This window comes from Verrucomicrobiia bacterium, from assembly GCA_019634635.1.
Lineage (GTDB): Bacteria > Verrucomicrobiota > Verrucomicrobiia > Limisphaerales > UBA9464 > UBA9464.
In genome coordinates, this window is the sequence record JAHCBB010000005.1 from 218,236 (window position 1) to 237,473 (window position 19,238).

General features: G+C 66.5%; 14 protein-coding genes. 7 read left to right on the top strand and 7 right to left on the bottom strand.

Features of this window, described 5'->3' with window-relative positions:
• Nucleotides 1-53: 53 nt before the first annotated feature.
• Genes KF791_05505 through KF791_05515 form a run of 3 tightly spaced genes read right to left on the bottom strand, consistent with a single transcriptional unit; the run spans nt 54 to nt 824 of the window.
• On the bottom strand, nt 54-263 hold the full coding sequence (locus tag KF791_05505) for a hypothetical protein (protein ID MBX3732031.1): 210 nt from the start codon (nt 261-263) through the stop codon (nt 54-56).
• Nucleotides 260-538 (bottom strand): DUF4338 domain-containing protein, encoded by a 279-nt coding sequence (locus KF791_05510; protein MBX3732032.1) that lies wholly within the window; start codon nt 536-538, stop codon nt 260-262. Before KF791_05510 ends, KF791_05505 begins: the two co-directional genes overlap by 4 nt.
• A 31-nt stretch (nt 539-569) precedes the next feature.
• A complete protein-coding gene (locus KF791_05515; protein ID MBX3732033.1) occupies nt 570-824 on the bottom strand; it encodes a hypothetical protein in 255 nt (84 codons plus the stop codon).
• Nucleotides 825-1,138: 314 nt separating this feature from the next.
• Between KF791_05515 and KF791_05520 the strand changes: the two genes are divergently transcribed.
• The 7 genes from KF791_05520 (at nt 1,139) to KF791_05550 (ending at nt 16,624) form a co-directional block, all read left to right on the top strand.
• The gene (locus KF791_05520; GenBank protein ID MBX3732034.1) at nt 1,139-2,017 is read left to right on the top strand and encodes an outer membrane protein transport protein; all 879 of its coding nucleotides are present in this window, start codon (nt 1,139-1,141) and stop codon (nt 2,015-2,017) included.
• A 4-nt stretch (nt 2,018-2,021) separates the two neighbouring features.
• Nucleotides 2,022-2,699 carry a hypothetical protein gene (locus KF791_05525; GenBank protein ID MBX3732035.1) on the top strand — a complete coding sequence of 226 codons (678 nt, stop codon included), beginning with the start codon at nt 2,022-2,024 and terminating at the stop codon, nt 2,697-2,699.
• Between the two features lie 56 nt (nt 2,700-2,755).
• Entirely contained in the window at nt 2,756-5,254 is a 2,499-nt protein-coding gene (locus KF791_05530; GenBank protein MBX3732036.1) for a carbohydrate-binding family V/XII, read from the top strand.
• Between the two features lie 125 nt (nt 5,255-5,379).
• A complete protein-coding gene (locus KF791_05535) occupies nt 5,380-6,840 on the top strand; it encodes a carbohydrate porin (protein ID MBX3732037.1) in 1,461 nt (486 codons plus the stop codon).
• Between the two features lie 140 nt (nt 6,841-6,980).
• Nucleotides 6,981-7,934 carry a cellulose binding domain-containing protein gene (locus tag KF791_05540; protein ID MBX3732038.1) on the top strand — a complete coding sequence of 318 codons (954 nt, stop codon included), beginning with the start codon at nt 6,981-6,983 and terminating at the stop codon, nt 7,932-7,934.
• A 2,075-nt stretch (nt 7,935-10,009) separates the two neighbouring features.
• A complete protein-coding gene (locus tag KF791_05545; GenBank protein MBX3732039.1) occupies nt 10,010-15,592 on the top strand; it encodes a DNA repair ATPase in 5,583 nt (1,860 codons plus the stop codon).
• Nucleotides 15,593-15,760: 168 nt separating this feature from the next.
• A complete protein-coding gene (locus tag KF791_05550) occupies nt 15,761-16,624 on the top strand; it encodes a hypothetical protein (GenBank protein ID MBX3732040.1) in 864 nt (287 codons plus the stop codon).
• A 419-nt stretch (nt 16,625-17,043) separates the two neighbouring features.
• On the opposite strand, the gene KF791_05555 is transcribed toward KF791_05550, so the two are convergent.
• From KF791_05555 to KF791_05570, 4 genes are all read right to left on the bottom strand, one after another.
• Entirely contained in the window at nt 17,044-17,871 is an 828-nt protein-coding gene (locus KF791_05555; GenBank protein MBX3732041.1) for a carbon-nitrogen hydrolase family protein, read from the bottom strand.
• A 115-nt stretch (nt 17,872-17,986) separates the two neighbouring features.
• Nucleotides 17,987-18,391 (bottom strand): type II toxin-antitoxin system VapC family toxin, encoded by a 405-nt coding sequence (locus KF791_05560; protein MBX3732042.1) that lies wholly within the window; start codon nt 18,389-18,391, stop codon nt 17,987-17,989.
• On the bottom strand, nt 18,388-18,597 hold the full coding sequence (locus tag KF791_05565) for a hypothetical protein (GenBank protein MBX3732043.1): 210 nt from the start codon (nt 18,595-18,597) through the stop codon (nt 18,388-18,390). Before KF791_05565 ends, KF791_05560 begins: the two co-directional genes overlap by 4 nt.
• Before the next feature lie 33 nt (nt 18,598-18,630).
• On the bottom strand, nt 18,631-19,146 hold the full coding sequence (locus tag KF791_05570; protein ID MBX3732044.1) for a carbon-nitrogen hydrolase family protein: 516 nt from the start codon (nt 19,144-19,146) through the stop codon (nt 18,631-18,633).
• Between the last annotated feature and the right edge of the window lie 92 nt (nt 19,147-19,238).

The following is a 19,238-nucleotide window of genomic DNA, read 5'->3' on the forward strand; positions in this document are numbered from 1 at the left end:
GCCAGGACGCCGCACCCGGGGGGATCCGGCCACCGTTCGGGCTTCAGAAGTTCTCATTTTGAGGGAGTGGCCTGAGGGGGGCGAGCGCGCATCGCCTTCTGGTGGGCCAGAAAGGAAGGCGACTGGGTGAAGAAGACGGCGAAGGCGCTCAGGCCGAAGTCCTCCATGGCGTAGGAGGTGTTGGCGCCCCGACGCCGGTCCGGCAGTTGGGCCAGTTCCTCGCGCAGGGAGTCGAGGCACCGATTGAGGAACGTTCGGCTCATGAGCAAAGACGCTGGCGCCACTGCCGGCCCAGCGGACGCACGAAGACGTCCTTGGCGCGGGTCGAGGCTCGGGCGGGAGGACCGTTGCGCCCCCGGCCGGTGGTGCGGCCGACCGGCAGCCAGCCGGCGGCCTGGTAGCAGGTGCCGCCAAAGCGCCCGGGCTCGACGAAGGTCTCCACCAACTCGCTGCCGTGTCCGTGGCGTTGGTGCCAATCCCGGTTCAGACGGCCCAGAACCCGGGCCAGAACCTGGCTGGCCAGGTGGGGCACGCGCACCCACGGGGGATGAGGACGCGGGTGTTGTTGATCAGTCGTGAGCGATGACGCTGGCACTGCGGCGTGGAGGCAGACGAATCCAGCCGCGCGCCTCCAACTTGGGGAGCAGGCTGCGGCAGGCCATGTCCTTCGGGCGGCCCGTCCCGGTGCGCCAATCCCAACACGGGCACCGCTCTCGCGAAACCCGGGTTCGATGCCAGTTGGGATGGGCGGCCAGCAGCGCGCCGATCTGGCCCAGTTCCCCGGGCGTCAGCCGCCGCCCCTGAATGACTTCCTCGACCCTCACCGGCCTTGGCTTTACCGGGAGCAGGGGAGTGAGTCCCGCACACGATAAAAAAATCTTCGGGAAGCCCGGCACTCCACAGATCCTCCCCCTCCCTCCGGCCAAACCCCGCCAACCCCACTAACGATCCTCCGTTATATCCATTTCCTCCCCTGCAAAATACTGAGATGCGCACGGACTGCCGATCCTGCCGCCATCCTGCTTGCGCGAGGGATCGGATTCGGGGAAACTCCGATTCCTAAGACAAGGTCCAGATTCCCGAGGCCGCCCGAAACCGGTATCTCGGGGGTCCTTGGAAAGGCACCGGGACCGCCAAAATGAAGTCACCTTGCCGATTCCGACGCCGCATCGCCCTGACGGCGGCCGGTACACTGCTGGCACCCGCAGGAGCTCTTGCCAGCGGACTCACGTTGTATGAGATCGCCACGCCCGAAATGGACCTGGCGTCCGCCGGTTGGGCGGCGCGGCCGCAGGACGCCTCGACGCTCTTCAAGAACCCGGCCGGCATGAACCAGCTCGAGGGCCCGAACCTGCAGACGGGCCTCCAGCTGACCTATGGCGACATCGAGTTCTCGCCGAATGCCGACACCTCGGCGCGCCTCGGCACCGGCGGCGGCGGGAACGCCGTGGGGGCGCTGCCGGCAATGAGCTTCTTCTACGTCCAGTCGCTCGGGGAGAAATGGCGCGTGGGCCTGGCCACCCTCTCGTATTTCGGCCTCGCCGAGAAGTACGACCCGGACTGGGTCGGACGCTGCTACGTGCAGGAGAGCACCCTGATTGGCGTGAGCCTGGTCCCCACCGCCAGCTACCCGATCAACGACTGGCTGTCGGCCGGAGCCGGGCTCAATGCGATGTACGGCTATCTGGAGACCGAAGTCGCCGTGAACAACCTCAGCCCGCGGCTCGCCGATGGCCAACTGGCCGTCAACGACCGCACCTGGGGTTTCGGCGCCAACGCCGGGGTGCTGATCCGGGCGGGGGAAAACATCCGCGTGGGCGTGAACTACCTGTCACCCGTCAAACTGGATATCGAAGCCACCCCGGCATTGTGCCTCGGCGCCGCCTGCACCCTCCTGTGGGCGGGCGACATGACCGTGGACCAGGGGTCGGAGGCCAGCCTGCGGGGCCGGGTGGCTGGGGCGTACGAAGATGCCAGCTTCACCTTCGCAACCCTCAGTCAGAACTGGAAACTTTGAACCCATGAACAAGCTCCTGCTCCTCCCGATCCTCGTGACACTCGCCGGGCTGCAAGCCGCGGCCCAGGTCCCCAATGCCGGTCTCTCGCTGGCCATCACCCAGGCCCGCCAGCAGAATGCCACGCTGATGCAGCAGTACTCGTGGAATTGCCGCACCGAACTGACGGAATACGGGACGGTCAAGGACACGCGGATCGACACCGTCACCTGGGGCCCCAACAACCAGCCCCAGTACACAATCCTCAACGACATCCAGAACCCCCTGCCCCGCGGCTTCTTCAGGCGGCGCATCGCGGAGAACGAACGTCAACAGACGGAACAGTTCATCACCGGCCTGCGGACGTTCCTCCACCAATACACCCTGCCCTCTGCGGGACAGATGCTCAACTTCATCAGCAGCGCCGCCATTCCACCGCCGGACGCCAACGGGGTCCTGCAACTCACCGGCGGCAGTGTCGTGGTCCCCGATGACAGCGTGTCCCTGTGGATCAGTGCCCCGACCAAGGCGACCCGCCGCATGACAATCATGACCAGCTATCAGGGCCATTCGGTGAGCGTCACCGCCACGTGGAAGATGCTCGCCAACGGTCTGAACTACATGGCCTACGCCCAGATCAACGTGCCCGATGAAGGCATGATCCTCACGGTGCAGAATTACGACTACATCAACCAGGACCTCTGAGGGCGGTCGGATCCGCGCCGGCCGTCAAACTCCGGTCACTTCCACGGACGCATTTCATGAAGCCTCTCCATCCTCTCGCGATCGTCCTTGTGTTGCTCCTCGGCCCGCTGTCCGCCCGCGGACAGGACGGCCAGACCGGTCAGCCGCTGGACCCGTTGTCGCTCGGCTGGCCGCGCACGTTTGCCTCGCAGGGCTACGAGTTTGCGGCGTACCAGCCGCAGATCACCCGGTGGCCGGGCAACCAGATTGAGGGGCGCTTCGCAGTGGCGGTCTGGCCCACCGGTACCACCAACGAAACCTATGGGGTGGCTTTTTTCCAGGCGCGGACCGAAATCGACAAGGTCAACCGCCTGGTGACGCTGGAGGACTTCCGGGTGACGAAAGTCAACTTCCCCACCCAACGAAACCACCAGGCGACGTATCAGGTCCTCCTGCAGGCCGAACTGCCCCCGGCCGCAAAGACCATTCCGCTGGACCACCTCGAATCGGTGTTCGTGGTGTCCGGCGAGATGGCGAAGGCCCGAATCGTCGCCGTGGATAACACGCCACCGCGGATCATCTACACCACGCAACCGTCCCTGCTGGTCCTGGTGGACGGCCCGCCGCAGGTGGGTCCGCTGACCTCCGGCTTCGAACGGGTGCTCAACACGCGGTCCATCCTCCTCCAGAGCACCAACACGTTCACGCAGGGCTACTACCTGTACGCCGCGGACAACTGGTACACCGCGCCCTCCCTCGACGGCCCGTGGTTGGTGACCCCGTTCCCGACACCCGACATGTCCGCGGCCCTTCAAACCGCGCTGGCCACGGGCCAGGTGGATCCCGCCACGCCCAAGACCCCCCTGCCGTCCCCGCTGACGGTCTACGTCTCCACCACCCCGGCGGAACTCCTCCAGAGCAGCGGCATGGCCAACCTGCAGTCACTCCCGGGCACGGACCTCCTCTATGTCGCCAACTCCGACCAGGCCATTTTCTACGACTTGGATGACGCGAACTACTACGTGCTGATCTCCGGGCGCTGGTTCAAGTCACCGGGCCTCTACGGCCCCTGGGCGTTCGTGCCGCCCGGGTCGCTCCCGAACCAGTTCCGGCAGATCCCGCCGGATGGCGCCAAGGCCAACGTGCTGGCTTCGGTTCCGGGAACTCCGATGGCGCAGGAGGCGCTGATCGCGAACACCATTCCCCAGACGGCCACCGTGCGCCGCGACCAGGCCACGCTCGCGGTGACGTACGTGGGCGCCCCCGCGTTCGCCCCCATCCAGGGCACCACGCTCTCCTACGCCACCAACACCGTGACTCCGGTCATCCAGGTCACTCCCGTATCCTACTACGCCTGCCAGAGCGGCATCTGGTTCCAGGCGCCAGGTCCCAACGGTCCGTGGGCGGTGGCCACCGCCGTTCCCGGTGCGATCTATGGCATTCCGGCAACCTGCCCGATTCACTATGTCACGTATGTGTACGTCTACGGCGCAACTCCCGGCGTGGTGTACGTCGGCTACACTCCGGGGTACGCGGGAACCGTGGTCGCCCCGGGCGGCGTCGTGGTTTACGGGACGGGATATGTCTATCCGCCGGTCGTGGTCGGGACCACCTATGTCAGTTATCCACCCACCTACGGATACGGAGCGGGGCTTGCCGTGGGCGCCGCGGCGGGATTCGCCTTTGGATATGCGGCGGGCGCCAGCTACGGCTGTTGGTACGAGCCCCATTGGGGCTGTTACAGCTACGCCTACCCGTACGGATACAGCTACAGTCACGTGAATTGCAACGGGACCAGCTTCTACACGCACAGGGGAACTGCGGTCACCACCTCGGGGGCGTACGGATACAATCCCTACACCGGCACTTCCTGGGGCGCACAGCATGCCTCCACCTTCAACCCCTACACCGGAACCTCCGGCGACTTGAACCGGGGCGCCGCCTACAATCCCTACACCGGCCAGGGCGCCGCGGGACGCAGCGGGTCGTGGTACAACCCGTACACCGGAGCCAGCGCGGCGGCGCGCGGCGGCGTGACCGGCAATGCCGCCACCGGCAACTACGCCGCTGGACGCCAGGCCGCCGGATACAACCCGACCACCGGCACCTACGGCGCCGCCAGCAGGGGGGTCTCCGGCAACGCGTACACGGGCAGCGCCTCGGGCTACGACCGCGGGATCGTGGGCAACACCCAAACAGGAAACGCCGTGGGTTGGAATAACGGCAATCTCTACACGGACAAGAATGGCAACGTGAACCGGTACAGCGCGCCGACCGCGTCCTCCCAGGGCGGATGGAACCGGTACGGCAGCAGCGGTTGGAGTGACACGTATCGCCCATCAACTTCGTCCTGGTCGGACAGCGGCTGGAACAGCTCCAATTGGAACCAATCGCGAGACGCATCTTCAGGACTGGACCGGGAGAGCTGGGGTCAGGCCACCGGCGGAGATCGCTGGGACTCTTGGAACCGGTCCGGCGGAGGTGGCTGGGGCGGATCTCACGGCTCTGATGGCTGGGGGGGCGGAGGCGGAGGCGGGGGCGGTTGGGGTGGGGGCGGATTTCGCGGACGACGGTGAACGGACGACGTCCACCGTGGGGAGACCGGAATCATCAATCCCGGGCCGCGGGCGATCTCCCATCACGGGCTCTTGCGGGGACGTCCCTGTCCTGCCGGATCCTGACCCTGGCAACATTGACCGCCATGGCCGGTTGGGGCGCCGAGGCGGGGGACCCCGCCCCCCTGAGACCATCCGGACCGTCGGAACACCCGGGCGAATTGCTCCAGTACGACTCATTGGGACGGCTGGTGGCGACTCCGACCAACGCCATCCCGCCGCCCCTCCTGCCGCCCCACTCGATGGGCATCCAGTCCCAGATCCCCAACCCGCCGCGCGGGTTGGGCCACGCGGATGCCACGATCCGACGGCGGATTGACGAGGTGCCGAGAGTCGGGTGGGAATGGTTTCCCGCCGCCCCGCCTCCCCTGATGCCCTACCTCGCGGGCAACGACCGGCTCGGCAACACCTCCCTGCGCCCCGGCAGCCTCTTCGAGGTCACCCCCTGGGAGGGCGCCATTCAGGGGGCGAAATACGCGGCATCCACTTTCGGACTCAACTACTCCCTGGCTCAGACGTTGTCGGTCGTCGGCATGGGAAGCCCACTTCAAGGCGACCGCTGGCTCGGCGCCTACGGGCTCGACTTCTTCGCGAAATGGACGGTGTTCAGCAGCCACGGCGGCGCCGCAGCGGGGTGGATCAGCACGCAGATCGAGGCCCAGGAAGGGCTCGGAAGCGCCAGCCGGACGGAAACGCCGCAGTCCAATCTTGGCACCTTCACCAACCCCTCCGGGGCGTGGTCCTCGCGCCAGGGTTTCCGTATCCCGGAACTCGCCTGGCAGCAGTCCCTCGACCACGGACGCTTCGTGGCGCTGGCCGGAGTGGTCAGCCAGGGAAACTATCTGGACGCCAACACCTATGCCAACTCGGCACGCGGACAGTTCCTCAACTCCGCCCTGATCAACAGCATGGTGCTGCCGCTGCCCGACTACAACCTCGGCGCCAGCCTCCAATATCAGCCGCAGGACTCCTGGTTCGTTCAGGTCGGCGGCAGCGTCGGCAACACCCCCGCCGGCGCCGCGCCCTGGGTGGACTTCAGCCGGGAAACCTGGTCGGCGGTCGGCGAACTCGGCTTCACGACGCAGAATGTGGCCGGCTTGGGACCGGGCGCGTATCGCATCCAGCCGTTCATTGCCAGTGCCGGAGGACCGACGCAGGGCGGACTCGCCTTCAACCTTCAGCAGAGGCTCGGAGAGCAGGTGCCGGTCGGATGGTTCGGACGCTTCGGCGTCGGCGGTTCAGCGGTCACCCAGGCATCGGCACAGATCGGTACCGGATTCGTCGTCCAGGCGCCCCTGAGGCACCTTGGATTGATCCGTTCCCAACCCAATGACGGCTTCGGTGTGGGCGTCGTGTGGAGCCGGCCCTCACCGCAAGGGGACGGTCTCACGCCCTCCGACGAGACCGTGCTCGAACTGGGGTACGTCCTCCAGCTCACGCCCATGCTGCGCGTGCAGCCGGATCTGCAGATCGTATGGAATCCCGCCCAGAATCCCGACACGGACCGGGCGCTCGTCGTGCAACTTCAGCTCGACGCTTCCTGGTAGGTGGCCGGCTACGGTTCGGGAAGCGCTCAGGACACCACGATGAGACTCTGAGCGGCTGGCTCCACGCCGCCCCGCGGAATGATTGGCCGCCCGGGGTCTCGGATCCTGGAGCTCATGCACATCCCGCGGCCCGCTTCCGGGTGCTGGGAGAATGGAGCAATGGATTCAGCGGCGAGGGGACCATCACCAACATCACGCCCTGCCTGTGGAGCGGCTGGACCGCGTCCTTTAATCTCAACGGAACTCTTCAAAGCGTCTGGAGCGCGCACCGCGCCGCCCGAAACGGCAATCGGTACACCGTGACCAACGAGGCGTGGAACGTGGCGGTTCAACCGGGGCAGCGGCTCGTCCTTGGCTTCAATGCCTCTCCATCGTTCGCGCAAGCCGGCGCGCCTTGTCACTTCATGCTCCACGGCATCGTCACCGGTCAGTGGAACGTCATTCGTCAGGGCCGTTCCGGCACGACTTGCACGTTCGGCAATGCCTCCTGGAACGGTTCCCTCAAGGCCGGCGGCCACATGACCTTTGGGTTCAATGCCGATCCCGGCGGGACGATCATCCCGCCTTCGAACATCACGATCCGATGGGGCCTGCGGATGATTTCCGCGCGGCCGGCAGGCCCGGCCCGCGATTGCCCGGGACGCTCGAAGGGCAGCCGCCTTCGGAGTCTCGTCTCAAGGGTCCCTCCACCCGCCCGGCTGTCGTGCGCCGACCGGACGGCCCCCGAACCTGCTGCGGTGCCGCATCGGGAACCCGGACCCCGGCGGACGACGGGTGTTCTCGCGAGTTTACAAATCGCTCCGGGAACCTTATCAGCGCTCGTAGCTCCGCTTGATCGCTCGATCCCGCATCCTGAACCGCCGGTGGTCTGCCACCCGCTCCTCCCCGGGGGCAACCCCCTGATCGAGGAGCCGGACACGCGCCGGAACCATTCTCCAGTCCCGAACCTGCATCCCCCATGTCCGCCCTCATCGAAGTGGTCCTCACCGGATTCGCCCTCATCGTCCTTGCCGGTCTGCTCGCCTTCTTCCTGCTCTGCATCCGCAAGATCCAGCCCGGCCGCGCCGGCATCAAGACGGGCGCGGGCGGATTGAAGGTCGCCTTCGACTGGATGGTCCGGGTGCCGCTCGTCCAGACCTACCACATCATGGACATCTCCGTGAAGAAGCTGGAGATCGCCCGGAAGGGGAAGGATGGCCTCGTCTGCAAGGACAACATCCGCGCCGACATCACCGTGGCCTTCTACATCCGCGTGGAGGCCACGGAGGAGAGCGTCCGCAAGGTCGCCCAGATGCTCACTCCCGAGCGGGTGTCCGATGTGAACCAGCTTCGCGAGCTGTTTGAGGCGAAGTTTTCCGAAGCCCTCAAGACCGCCGGCAAACAGATGGAGTTCCATGAGCTGTTCACCGAACGCATCAAGTTCCGCGACCAGATCCAGAACACCATCGGCAAGGATCTCGACGGTTTCCTGCTTCAGGACGTGGCCATTGACTACCTGGAGCAGACGCCGCTGGAGCAGCACGATCCCAGCAACGTCCTCGATGCCGAGGGCATCAAGAAGATCACCGAGATCACCCAGCGCGAGCGCGTTCTGGCCAACGAATTCTCGCAGCGCACCCAGGTGCAGGTGGAAAAGGAGAATGCCGACGCCGACATTGCCAAGCGCGAGCAGCGGCGGCGCAACGAGGAGGATACCGCCCGGCAAAACCGCGCCATCACCGAGGTGCAGGCAAACGAGGAGGCGGAATCCCGGAAGGTGATCGAGTCCCGTCGCATGGAGGTCGAGTCCCGGCGGCTCGAGACCGAGGAGGCGATCCGTCTGCGCCAGGAGGATCTCAACCGCGCCGTCCAGGAGCGCGAGTACACGGTCCGCAAGGAGCGGGAGCGCCTTGAGCAGGAGGCCGTGCAGGAGGGTGAGGAGGCCCGCGTCCGTCGTGAGCGGACCGTGTCGCTCGCCGAGATGGACAAGGAGGTGAAGGTCGCCGACGCCGCCGTCGAGGTGGAACGGAAGCGCGCCACCGTGGTTGCCGAGCAGAAGGCCGTGACTCGTCAGGAGGAGGAGAAGCGCAACATCGAGGCCCGCATGACGGCCGAGCGGGTCCGCGAGGTCACGCTCATCGAGGCCGAGATGAACGCGAAAAAGGACCAGACCGAAAAGGTGGTGGCCTCCGAGGCCCAGAAGGAGTCCGGACGCAACCTGGCCGAGGCGGAGAAGATCCGGATCGTCACCGCCGCCGAAGCCGGCCGCGAGGCCGCCCTGCGCGAGGCGGAGCGGCTCCAGACGCTCGCCGATGCCGAGGCCAAGGTCGCCGACAAACGCCGCCACGCCGCCGAGCAGGAGGCCGAGGGCACTGCCGCCCGGGAGGCCGCCCGCGGGCTTGCCGAGGCCAGGGTCGCCATCGCCATGGCCGAAGCCCGGAAGATCGAGGCCGGCGCCCTCAAGGACGTCGGCTTCGCCGAGGCCGCGGTGACCAAGGCCAAGGGCGACGTGCAGGCCGAGGTCACCGAAAGCCAGGCCCAGGCCGAGGCCGAGGGCACCAAGGACAAGGAACTCGCCGCCGCCGCCGGCATCGAGGCCCGGGGACTGGCCGAGGCGAGGGCCATCGAGGAGAAGGCGAAGTCCATGAAGCTCCTCCACGAGTCCGGACAGCAGCACGAGGAGTTTCGCCTCCGCCTGTCCAAGGACCGCGACGTCGAACTGGCCGCCATCAACGTCCAGAAGGACATCGCCACGGCCGGCGCCCAGGTCGTTTCCGAGGCGCTCCGCCATGCCCGGATAGACATCGTCGGGGGCGAGAATGATTTCTTCGAGAAGATCGTCCGCAGCATTGGTACCGGGAAGGCGGTGGACCGCGCGGTGCACAACAGCGCCACCCTCACGGATCTCAAGGACACCTTCTTCAATGGAGACCCCGGAGATTTCAAAGCCCGGCTCGCACAATGGGTGCAGGACTTTGGCATTCCCTCCGAGGACCTGAAGAACCTGACCCTGGCGGCGCTGCTGGCCCGGTTCCTCGCCGCCACCGACGATGCCGACCTGAAGTCCGCGATCCGCGCCGCGCTGGCGCAGGTGAAGGAGAAGGGGATGGGGGAGGCAAGCGCCCAGCAGGTGCTGCAGGCGTGAAGCGCGTTGATGATTGGACGGCCATGTCCCGCCCCAACCGCCAACATGGCTGAAACCGGCCCATCGGCCTCCGCCTCCGCCTCCGGCGCCTCGCCGGACACGGCCGCATCGGCCGCGTCCGCGTTGGGCAGCGCCACCTACGAGGTCATCCGCCAGCGGTTACGGACGCATGCGGAACAGCTCCGCGAACGGATGGGGCAGCTCGACGCGCGGCGGCGCGAGGTGTTCGGGAGCATCGAGTCGAAACTTCTCCAGGCCGACCGCATTACCACGGCCCACAACTGCATCCCCCAGGATCTGACGCAGCTCGACCACGGCCGGTTCCTCTTCGGGTTCAACGTCCAGTTTGGACTCAAAAGGGCGGTGGAGCTGGGCGACGTGTTTGCCGTCTTCGCCCGGGACGACGAGGTCGGCACCTTCAAGGAGGGCGGGCTGGATCCCCTGATGGACCCGCGGTTCCTGACCGACTTCAAGCGCCTCTATCACGTTTATGAGCGCACGGTGTTCTCGAAGTTTGCCCTGGGCGACGGCCACCTGTTCATGGTGTTCCGGACCGGCGCGGGTCCGGGGGACCTCGCGGTGTTCAAATGGGCCTTCGACGGCGACGGACTGCGGTATGTGGACGGGCGCGCGGAGGCGGAATACCGCAGGAACGGGTTCCCACCCGCACACGAGTTTCGCTGGCAGGTGCCGGACCGGGAGTCCTACCGGTATGGCGATCATCCCCACATCTCCATTCAGGACCGCGTGTTCGTGGAATGCATCGGTGGCGACCTGACGATCAAGGTCGAGGACAACACCGCCACGGGCGAGGGCGTCTATTCCGAGCCGGTGGACGACCGCCATCAGAAGGTGGACGACGCCGAGATCGCCTATGCGCTCCTCGGGCACCTGATTCTGCTGAAGATCCGGCCCTACAAGGAGGCTGCGGCGCGCTTCTTCATCTTCAACGAGAAGCTCCAGAGCGCCGTTCGCGTGGATTCGCTCGGGCAGTCCTGCGCGCTGCTGCCGGAGGATCACGGGCTGATTTTTCCGGACGGTTACTATCTCGCGACGGGCGGGCTGAAGCGGTTCGAGAACCGGGAGCGCCTGATGGTGTTGGAGCGCGTGATTCACGCACCGAACGGCGAGGATTCGCTGTATGTGTTTTTCGCGCCGGATTCCGGTTTGTACGCGTTGCTGCATTACCGGTTGATCGCGCAGCGGGTGGACGAACGGATCACCTGCCACGGCTTCTCGCTCTTTCCCAACGGCCATCTCGTCCTGTCCCGGGCCGACCCGGCCCCGCAAAAGCACCACACGATCCAGCTCCGGCAGACCCCGTTCCACCGCGCCGGTTTCGAGCCGCCCGGCCGGCGCGACGCCTTCCTTCACCGCGTGGGCAACAAGGAGGTCGTCCGCTGCCTTGCCGAGGCCAACGAGGTGCTCACGCTCGCGCTCCGGGACGATCCCTACGCCGAGCTCTATGTGGATCTGGTGCGCCGTTGCGACGCCCTGCTTGACGCCCATCCGTGGCTTGCGGAGCCGGACGGCTTCCGCGTGGACGACGCGCTGCGCCAGGTGCGTGCGGTGGCGGACCAGGCGGTGGACGAGTTCGACAGGGTGCGCCGGCTCCAGCAGGATGCCGTGCGACAGCTGGTGGAGGCCCGCAGGCACTGCGAGGAGCGCGCCGACCTCGTCCGCCGTGCCGGCCGCGACACGCTGGAGGACTTCGTGCACCACCTGGCCGCGCTGCGACAGCTGCGTGGCGAGCTGATCACCCTCCGGGAGGTGCGCTACGCGGACGTGCCGCAGGTCACCGCGCTGGAGGAATCGGTGGCCGCGCAGACGGAGGCGTTTGCCGCGGAGTGCGTGACGTTTCTCCTGAAGCCCGAGGCGCTGGAGCCCTACCGCAAGACGGCGGCGGCCCATCTCGCTGCGGTGGAGCAGGTGACGAGGGCCGCCGAGGGGAGGCGGATCGAGCAGGCCGTGGGCGAAGCCGGCGGCGCGCTGGAGATGCTCATCGAGATCGTCAACAGCCTCAAGATCGAGGATGCCACCGAGACCACGCGCATCATTGATGGCATCACGGCGGTGTATGCCACGCTCAACCAGGTCCGGGCGGCGTTGAAGAACCGGCTTTCGTCGCTGATGGCCGCGGAAGGTGCGGCCCAGTTCCACGCGCAGCTCAAGCTCCTCGGCCAGTCCGCCGCCAGTTACCTCGACCTCTGCGATTCCCCCGGCAAATGTGACGAGTACCTCAACCGGCTTGCGGTGCAGATCGAGGAACTGGAGGGGGCGTTTGCGGGCTTCGAGGACTACACCGTTCAGCTCGCCGAACGACGCACCGAACTCTACGAGGCGTTCGAGCAGCGCAAGCTGGCGCTGGTCGGCCAGCGCAATCAGCGCGCCAGCGCGCTGATGACCGCCGTCGAGCGCATCCTCAAGGTCGTCCAGAACCGCCTGGCCTCCTTCAAGACCGTCGAGGAGATCCACGCCTACATGGCGTCGGATCTCATGACGGCGAAGATCCGCGAGACGATCGGGCAGTTGCTGGAGCTCGGCGACGCGGTCAAGGCCGACGATCTTCAGGGCCGCATCAAGGCCGTGCAGCAGGAGGCCGTGCGGCAGCTCAAGGACCGGCAGGATTTGTTTGCGGGCGGGACGGACGTCATCCAGCTCGGCCGGCACCGGTTCAACGTCAACACCCAGCCGCTGGACCTCACGGTGGTCCAGCGGGATGGCGTGCAGCATCTGCACCTGACGGGCACGAAGTACTTCGAGCCGATCACCGATGAAGCGTTCCTGGCCACGCGCGCCGTATGGGATCAGGAGAGCCTCTCGGAGAATCCCACGGTGTATCGTGCCGAGTACCTTGCCTGGCAGCTGCTCAAGTCGCTGGAGGCCGGGCCATCAATCGGTTCCGGCGGGAGCGAGCCCACATCGGGGACGGCCCGCGTGGAGGCGTTTCTTGGCATGTCGGCGGAGGAGCGCCTCGGGTATGTGCAGGCGTTCATGGGGCCGCGGTATTCGGAGGCCTACACGCGGGGTGTCCACGACCTCGACGCCGCACAAATCGCCCTGGCGCTGGCCTCGACGCATATCGCGTTGCAACTGGCGCGCTTTCATCCCACGGCCCGCGCCGCCGCCGTCGTGTTCTGGACGGGCTTCTGTCCCGCGGACCTCCACGCCCTCTGGACCCACAAGCTGAAGGGCTTCGCCGGTCGCAACCGCCTGTTCCCCGGCGACCCGGCGCAGCGCGGGTACATCCGGGGGCTGGGTGAACTCATCGCCGGATTCCTGCGGGCGACGTCGCTGTATCCGGAGGCTCATGCCGAAGAGGCAGGGGAGTATCTCTTCCACGAGCTGGTTCAAGGCGAGGCGTTCGTCGTCAGCCGCGAGGCGGACCGCCTGGCTGCGGCGTTTCAGCAGCATCTCGTGGCGAAGGGTGCCGACGAAGCATTCCGCGCCGCACGCGAGCCGCTGGTTCCGCATCCGGCGAGCGAGCTGGAGCTGGTCCGCGACTGGGTGCGCGGCGGCCTGCTCCTGCATCCCGGGTCCGAACCGCACCTGGAGGAGGTCACGGCCATCGTTTTCTGCGGCGACCGGATGCCACGCACGCCGGTGAACGCCGGGCTGCGGCAGGAACTCGGGGACCTGCGGGGGGCGCATCCGTTGATCTCGGGCGCCAGGTACGTCTTTGATTACCTCGATTTCACGACGCGGCTGCGTCGCTTCGAGCGGGAGGTCCAACCGTGCTTCGAGACGTTTCACCGGCTGAAGCAGCGTCTGATGGATCAGGAACGCGCGCGCCTTCGCCTCGACGAATTCCGTCCGCGCGTGCTGTCGTCGTTCGTCCGCAACGAGCTCATTGACCGCGCCTACCTGCCGATGGTCGGCGACAACCTCGCCAAGCAGATCGGCGCGGCGGGTGCGGCGCGGCGCACCGACCTTATGGGACTGCTGCTGCTCATCTCGCCGCCCGGGTACGGCAAGACCACGCTCCTTGAATATATCGCAAGCCGTCTCGGGCTGGTCTTCGTCAAGATCAACGGCCCGGCCCTCGGGCATCAGGTTGTCTCGCTCGATCCCGAGGAGGCCGGCAACGCGGCCGCCCGGGAGGAGATCCACAGGCTGAACCTCGCGCTGGAGATGGGGGACAACACGATGATCTGCGTGGACGACATCCAGCACTGCAGCCCGGAGTTCCTCCAGAAATTCATCTCCCTCTGCGACGGCCAGCGAAAGATCGAGGGGGTCTGGCGCGGCCGGCCCAGGACCTATGACCTGCGCGGGCGCAAGGTGGTCGTCGTCATGGCGGGCAACCCCTACACCGAGAGCGGGCAGAAGTTCAAAATCCCCGACATGCTCGCGAACCGCGCCGACACGTACAATCTCGGCGACATCGTCGGGAACAATGGCGAGTGGTTCAAGGCGAGCTACCTCGAGAACTGCGTCACCTCCAACGCCGTGCTCGCACCGCTGGCCAGTCGTAGTCCGCAGGACGTTCGCACCTTCATCCGGATGGCGGAATCGGGCGACCGGACGAATGCCACCGCCCTGGAGGGCGGCTATTCGGCGCAGGATGTGGAGGAGATCCTCAAGGTCATGCGCCGGCTGGTGGCGCTGCGTGAGATCGTGCTCAAGGTGAACCTCGCCTACATTGATTCCGCCGCGCAGGCCGACGAATTCCGCACCGAGCCGCCGTTCCGGCTTCAGGGGTCCTACCGCAACATGAACCGGCTCGCCGAAAAGGTTGTGCCGGTTATGAATGACGAGGAGATCCGCACGCTCATCCTTGACCACTACAAGGGGGAATCCCAGACGCTCACCACCGGTGCGGAGGCGAATCTGCTCAAATTCAAGGAGCTGTTCGGCGTCATCGCCCCGGACGAAGCGGCACGGTGGGCGGAGATCAAAAAGACCTTCCAGCGCAACCAGATCACGCGCGGCAACGGGCAGGACGATCCGGTCAGCCGCGTGGTGGGCCAGCTGGCGGCCTTTCAGAGCGGACTGGATTCCATTGGTCAGACCCTCCGGTCCGGTCTGTCGCGTGAGCCCGCGCCGCTCCATCTGGACCTCGCCGCCGTCGAGCGGAGTCTGGGGGCGATCGAATCGGCGTTGAGACAACGAGCCGATCCACCGGCAACCGCGCCGGCCTCCGTGGTCATGGATCTCGCGCCGGTGCGCCAGTCCTTGGAGGCGTTGCGTGAGACGTTGGCGGCGCAATGGCGCTCCGCCGTTCCAGCCCCCGTCGAGGCCGGACAGGACGGCGGGCTGAGCCAGCAGGTGACCGATGGATTGCGGGGACTGCGCGAGGACCTCAGTCGCGCGATCACGGCCGTGCATTCCGGCACGATGGCGGAAGCGATGAAGCGCATGGAGCACGAGATGGAGATGGTCCATAGCACGCTGGCGACGTTGAAGGACATCGCAGTCCGCCAGCGGGATCACGTCCGCAACGCCGAGGAACTGCTGGCCACCCGCGCCCGCCAGGGCACGGTTGAGATCGAGCTGACCCAGGAAATGCTGAGCAACGAACGCGCCTTCCTGGAGAAATTTCATCAGGTCCTGGAGGGCGCGCAGCCGCAGCGTGCGGGAAATGCCGGCCAGGAGCCGCCGAAGCGGCCGCAACCGCCGGCGGACTGACCCGGAGATGAGCGCCATGATAACCCGGTGCAGGGCGACGGCCGCCGGCAGCCCGCGTAGGGATCACCGGAAGTCCAGGGTGCGTCGCCAAAGCGGCTCCGCGGTTCACCCGGTCCCCCGGTCCCGCGATCTCAACCGTCGCCAACGAACCGTTTCCCCGAAGTCCCCATGAACAAGATCCAGGCCCGCCTCGAATCCCTCCGTCGCAAGGCGGACCAGTGGAAACAGGTCATCGAAAGTGCACCAGCGCAGGCTGAGCGCCTGCGCGTGGCCGTGAACACGGCTGCCGGCCAGTTCCAACAGTTGCGCTCCGAAGTCCAGGGGGCTGTCGCCGGGTTGCGGATGCATGATGACCGCCATCTTGCCGCAGCCCTGTTGGAGATTCATGAGCATCAGGCCGCCTTCCTCCGCGCCGGCTATGAGCTCGCCGGCCTGGATCTTGAGCCGGGAATTGCGCCGCGATTGATGGTGCATCTTGAAAGGCTGGACGATGTCGGGACGTCCACACGGCGCGCCGTTCTCGAAGAGACCCGACAGATGCCGACCGTCCATGCCCTTGTCTCCGCCATTCTCAAGGCGGAGGAGGTGGCTGCCGGGGTTCGGCTGACCGGCCTGGCGTACTGCAAGTTGATCGTCCAGGTGGGTCCCAGTCCGACCGTTCGTATTGGCTGGAGGCGTGAGGATTTTGAGGAGTCAGCGTCCAGGCCTGGATCCGCACCCGCGCCCGCCGCCACGGCCCCGCCTCCAGTCCGGAACGAACAGCCCACCTCGGGCTTCTTCGAGCGGTCCGAACCCGCGGCCTCTCCGGGCTCGTCATCACCTTCAGCCACAGCTTCGTCCGAGGCGGCATCCGTGCCCGTCCCGTTCCGTCCCGCGCCCCAGCCCGCGCGCAGCCTGAGTCCGCTCCGTGTCGCCCCGATTGCGTTGAGCACACCGTTGCGACCGCGGCCGGAGGGCGATTCCGGCGGCGGGGAGGCGCGCGATTCGTTGGAGCGATTCAAGCGCATGCCCGACCTGACCGGCCGCGGTTGAGCGGCGGCGTTGCACGGCGGGCGAAACTCCCGGTCCACCCGTCCGGCAGGGCGTCGCTGCAGGTGAATCTGATCTACCAGTCCCGCGCCTTCTCGAACCGGCCGCTCTCCGCCGGCTGGAGCGTTAGCCCGATTGTCAACGGCCTCCGCACGGACGTCGTCCTCGGCGCCGTGGATATCGGGGCGGGATTTGCCTACGAGGTGGATCTGGGGATCGGAGTGGCCGTGGACGAAATCCTCATCTTCCCCCGCCAGGACGGCCGCGGTATGGGCCGGTTCACCAACCTCCGAGTTGAGCTCCTCGAAGACGAGGACTGCCAGGCGGGCAAGAGAAACGGGTCTGTCGATCTGTTCACGGATGGATCCAACTCAGGTTCCGGGAGAGACCTTGGCGTACCAACGGAATCCGCGGATCGCGCCTCAAGGTCCGAGGCAGCGTCGGGAAACCGGCCCGGGCCGGATTTCTGCAAGGAGCAGGGTATCCGCGGCGACACCGTAGGGCCCCTCGGCAACCGGGTTGCCGGAGGAATCCATCAGCAGCGAGCCGCCGATGCAGTGGCGTCCCGCCCAGGGGCCTCCGGTGAGGACCCCGACGTTGCTGACACCTGCGAACCAGAGGCCGAACTCGCGGGCCACCGGACCGTAGCAGTCACGCCAGAGGCGTCCGTAGGGTTCGCGAACCGGATCGTGGTCGGCGGGAACGGCCCAGGCGCATGGCGACAGAATCAACTGGGCGCCCAGCAGACCCAGGGTCCGGCTGATGGGATGTCCGGGCACAAAGGCGTCTGCACAAATCAGGATTCCGATCCTTCCAAATGGGGTATCGGCGACCGCGACCCGATCGCCCCGTGCGTAGAGCGCGTGGGCGAACTCCAGTTCGTTGATTTTGCGATGGTGCAGCACCACCGCACCGGTGTCCGCAATCAGGACGGCGGCGTTGAACACGCGGGCCCCGTCACGCTCCGTGATACCGGCGCAGACCCAGATCCGGTGGGCCTGGGCGGCATGCCTCAGCGCCTGACATGCGGCTCCGTCGGGAATCGGGCTGGCGCGATTGGCAGCCGAAGGATCCGTCCAACCGAGGTCCATCGCCTCGGGCAGGAGAACGATCCGGGCACCCCGGGCCGCCGCCTCGGCAATGCCTTGTCGGGCGCGATCTAGGTTGCCGGAAAGGTCGCCGCCCGTGACCAGCATTTGAGCCATCGCGAGGGGGAAGGGGAAGGGGGATGGGGAGAGATCGCTGGTCATGGGGCCGATGATTGGGGCGTCCGGGGCGATTTGTTTCGATTGTTGGTGCCTGCTGCAATGACCTGTCCCTCCGTTCCCACCTCGCTGGGTCGCGCTGCGCCGCGCCTCCTCCAGTTCAGCCACGGTTGATTGCCCAGAGCAGGGGCACTCCGCCCCATTGCCGTATCCGCGTGTCGTCGCTGACCAACCGCAACCCGTGCACCAGCGCGGTCGCCACGATGAGTTGGTCGGCGGGATCCTCGTGAAACCCTGCGGCCTGCAGGGTGGTTACCCTCTCCGCAATGGCGGGCGTGATGGGGAGCACGGTGAGCTCCGGGGTGACGGCCAGGCGGAAGAACTCCGTAAGCGGCACCGCGAGCTCCAGTCGTCCCAACTCGACCAGCTTTGCGGCCTCCCAGAGTGAAATGTCTGCGAGGGCCAGGGAACCGGCGTGCGAGGTCAAGGTTCGGTCCACCAGCGGCGGCAGGCGGTCGCCACACGCCCGTTGAATCCAGGTATGGGTGTCGAGGAGATGAGTCACGGGGAGGCCTCCCACGCGAGTCCCGTGCTGTGAATATCCCCGGTGATCCTGATCTTGCCTTTAAGCGCGCCCTGCCAGGTCTTCGGCTGGACCCGCTGGAACACAAATTCCCGGCCTCCCGACGTTACAAAAACGGGTTCCCCGGCGGCGGCGACTTTCCGAATGCGGGCGAAGTCTCGTTGGAATTCGCGCGAGGATACCTTCATGGCTGACAATTTGTCTGACACGAACGCTGAATGTCAAGACGACGCCCACGGTCCGGACGGAGGGACAGGTCCTTGGTGGCCCTCATAGGCATCCGCACAAATCAGGATTCCGATCCTTCCAAACGGGGTGACCGCGACCGCGACCTGATCACCCGGTGCGTAGAGCGCGTGAGCGAACTTCAGTTCGTTGAATTTGCGATGGTGCAGCACCACCGCTCCGGCGTCCGAGATTAGCACGGCGGCGTTGAACACCCGGTTCCCGTCGCGCCCGGTGATCCCGGCGCAGATCCATATCCGGTGGGCTTTGGCGGCACGCCTCAGTGCCTGACATGCGGTTCCGTCGGGAATTGGGCTGGCGTGATCGGCTGTCCACGGATCCGTCCAGCCGAGGTCCATCGCCTCGGGAAGGAGAACGATCCGGGCACCCCGGGCCGCCGCCTCGGCGATGCGTTGCCGGGCGCGATCGAGGTTGCCGGAAAGGTCGCCGCCCGTGACAAGCATTTGAGCCATCGCGAGGGGGAACGGGACGGGGGAGGGAGCGGTGGTCATGGGGCCGATGGTTGAGGCGTCCGGGGCGATTTGTTTCGATCGTTGGTGCCCGCGGCCGCGAGTCCTGCCGTTTATTGCAGGCGTATTGCAGT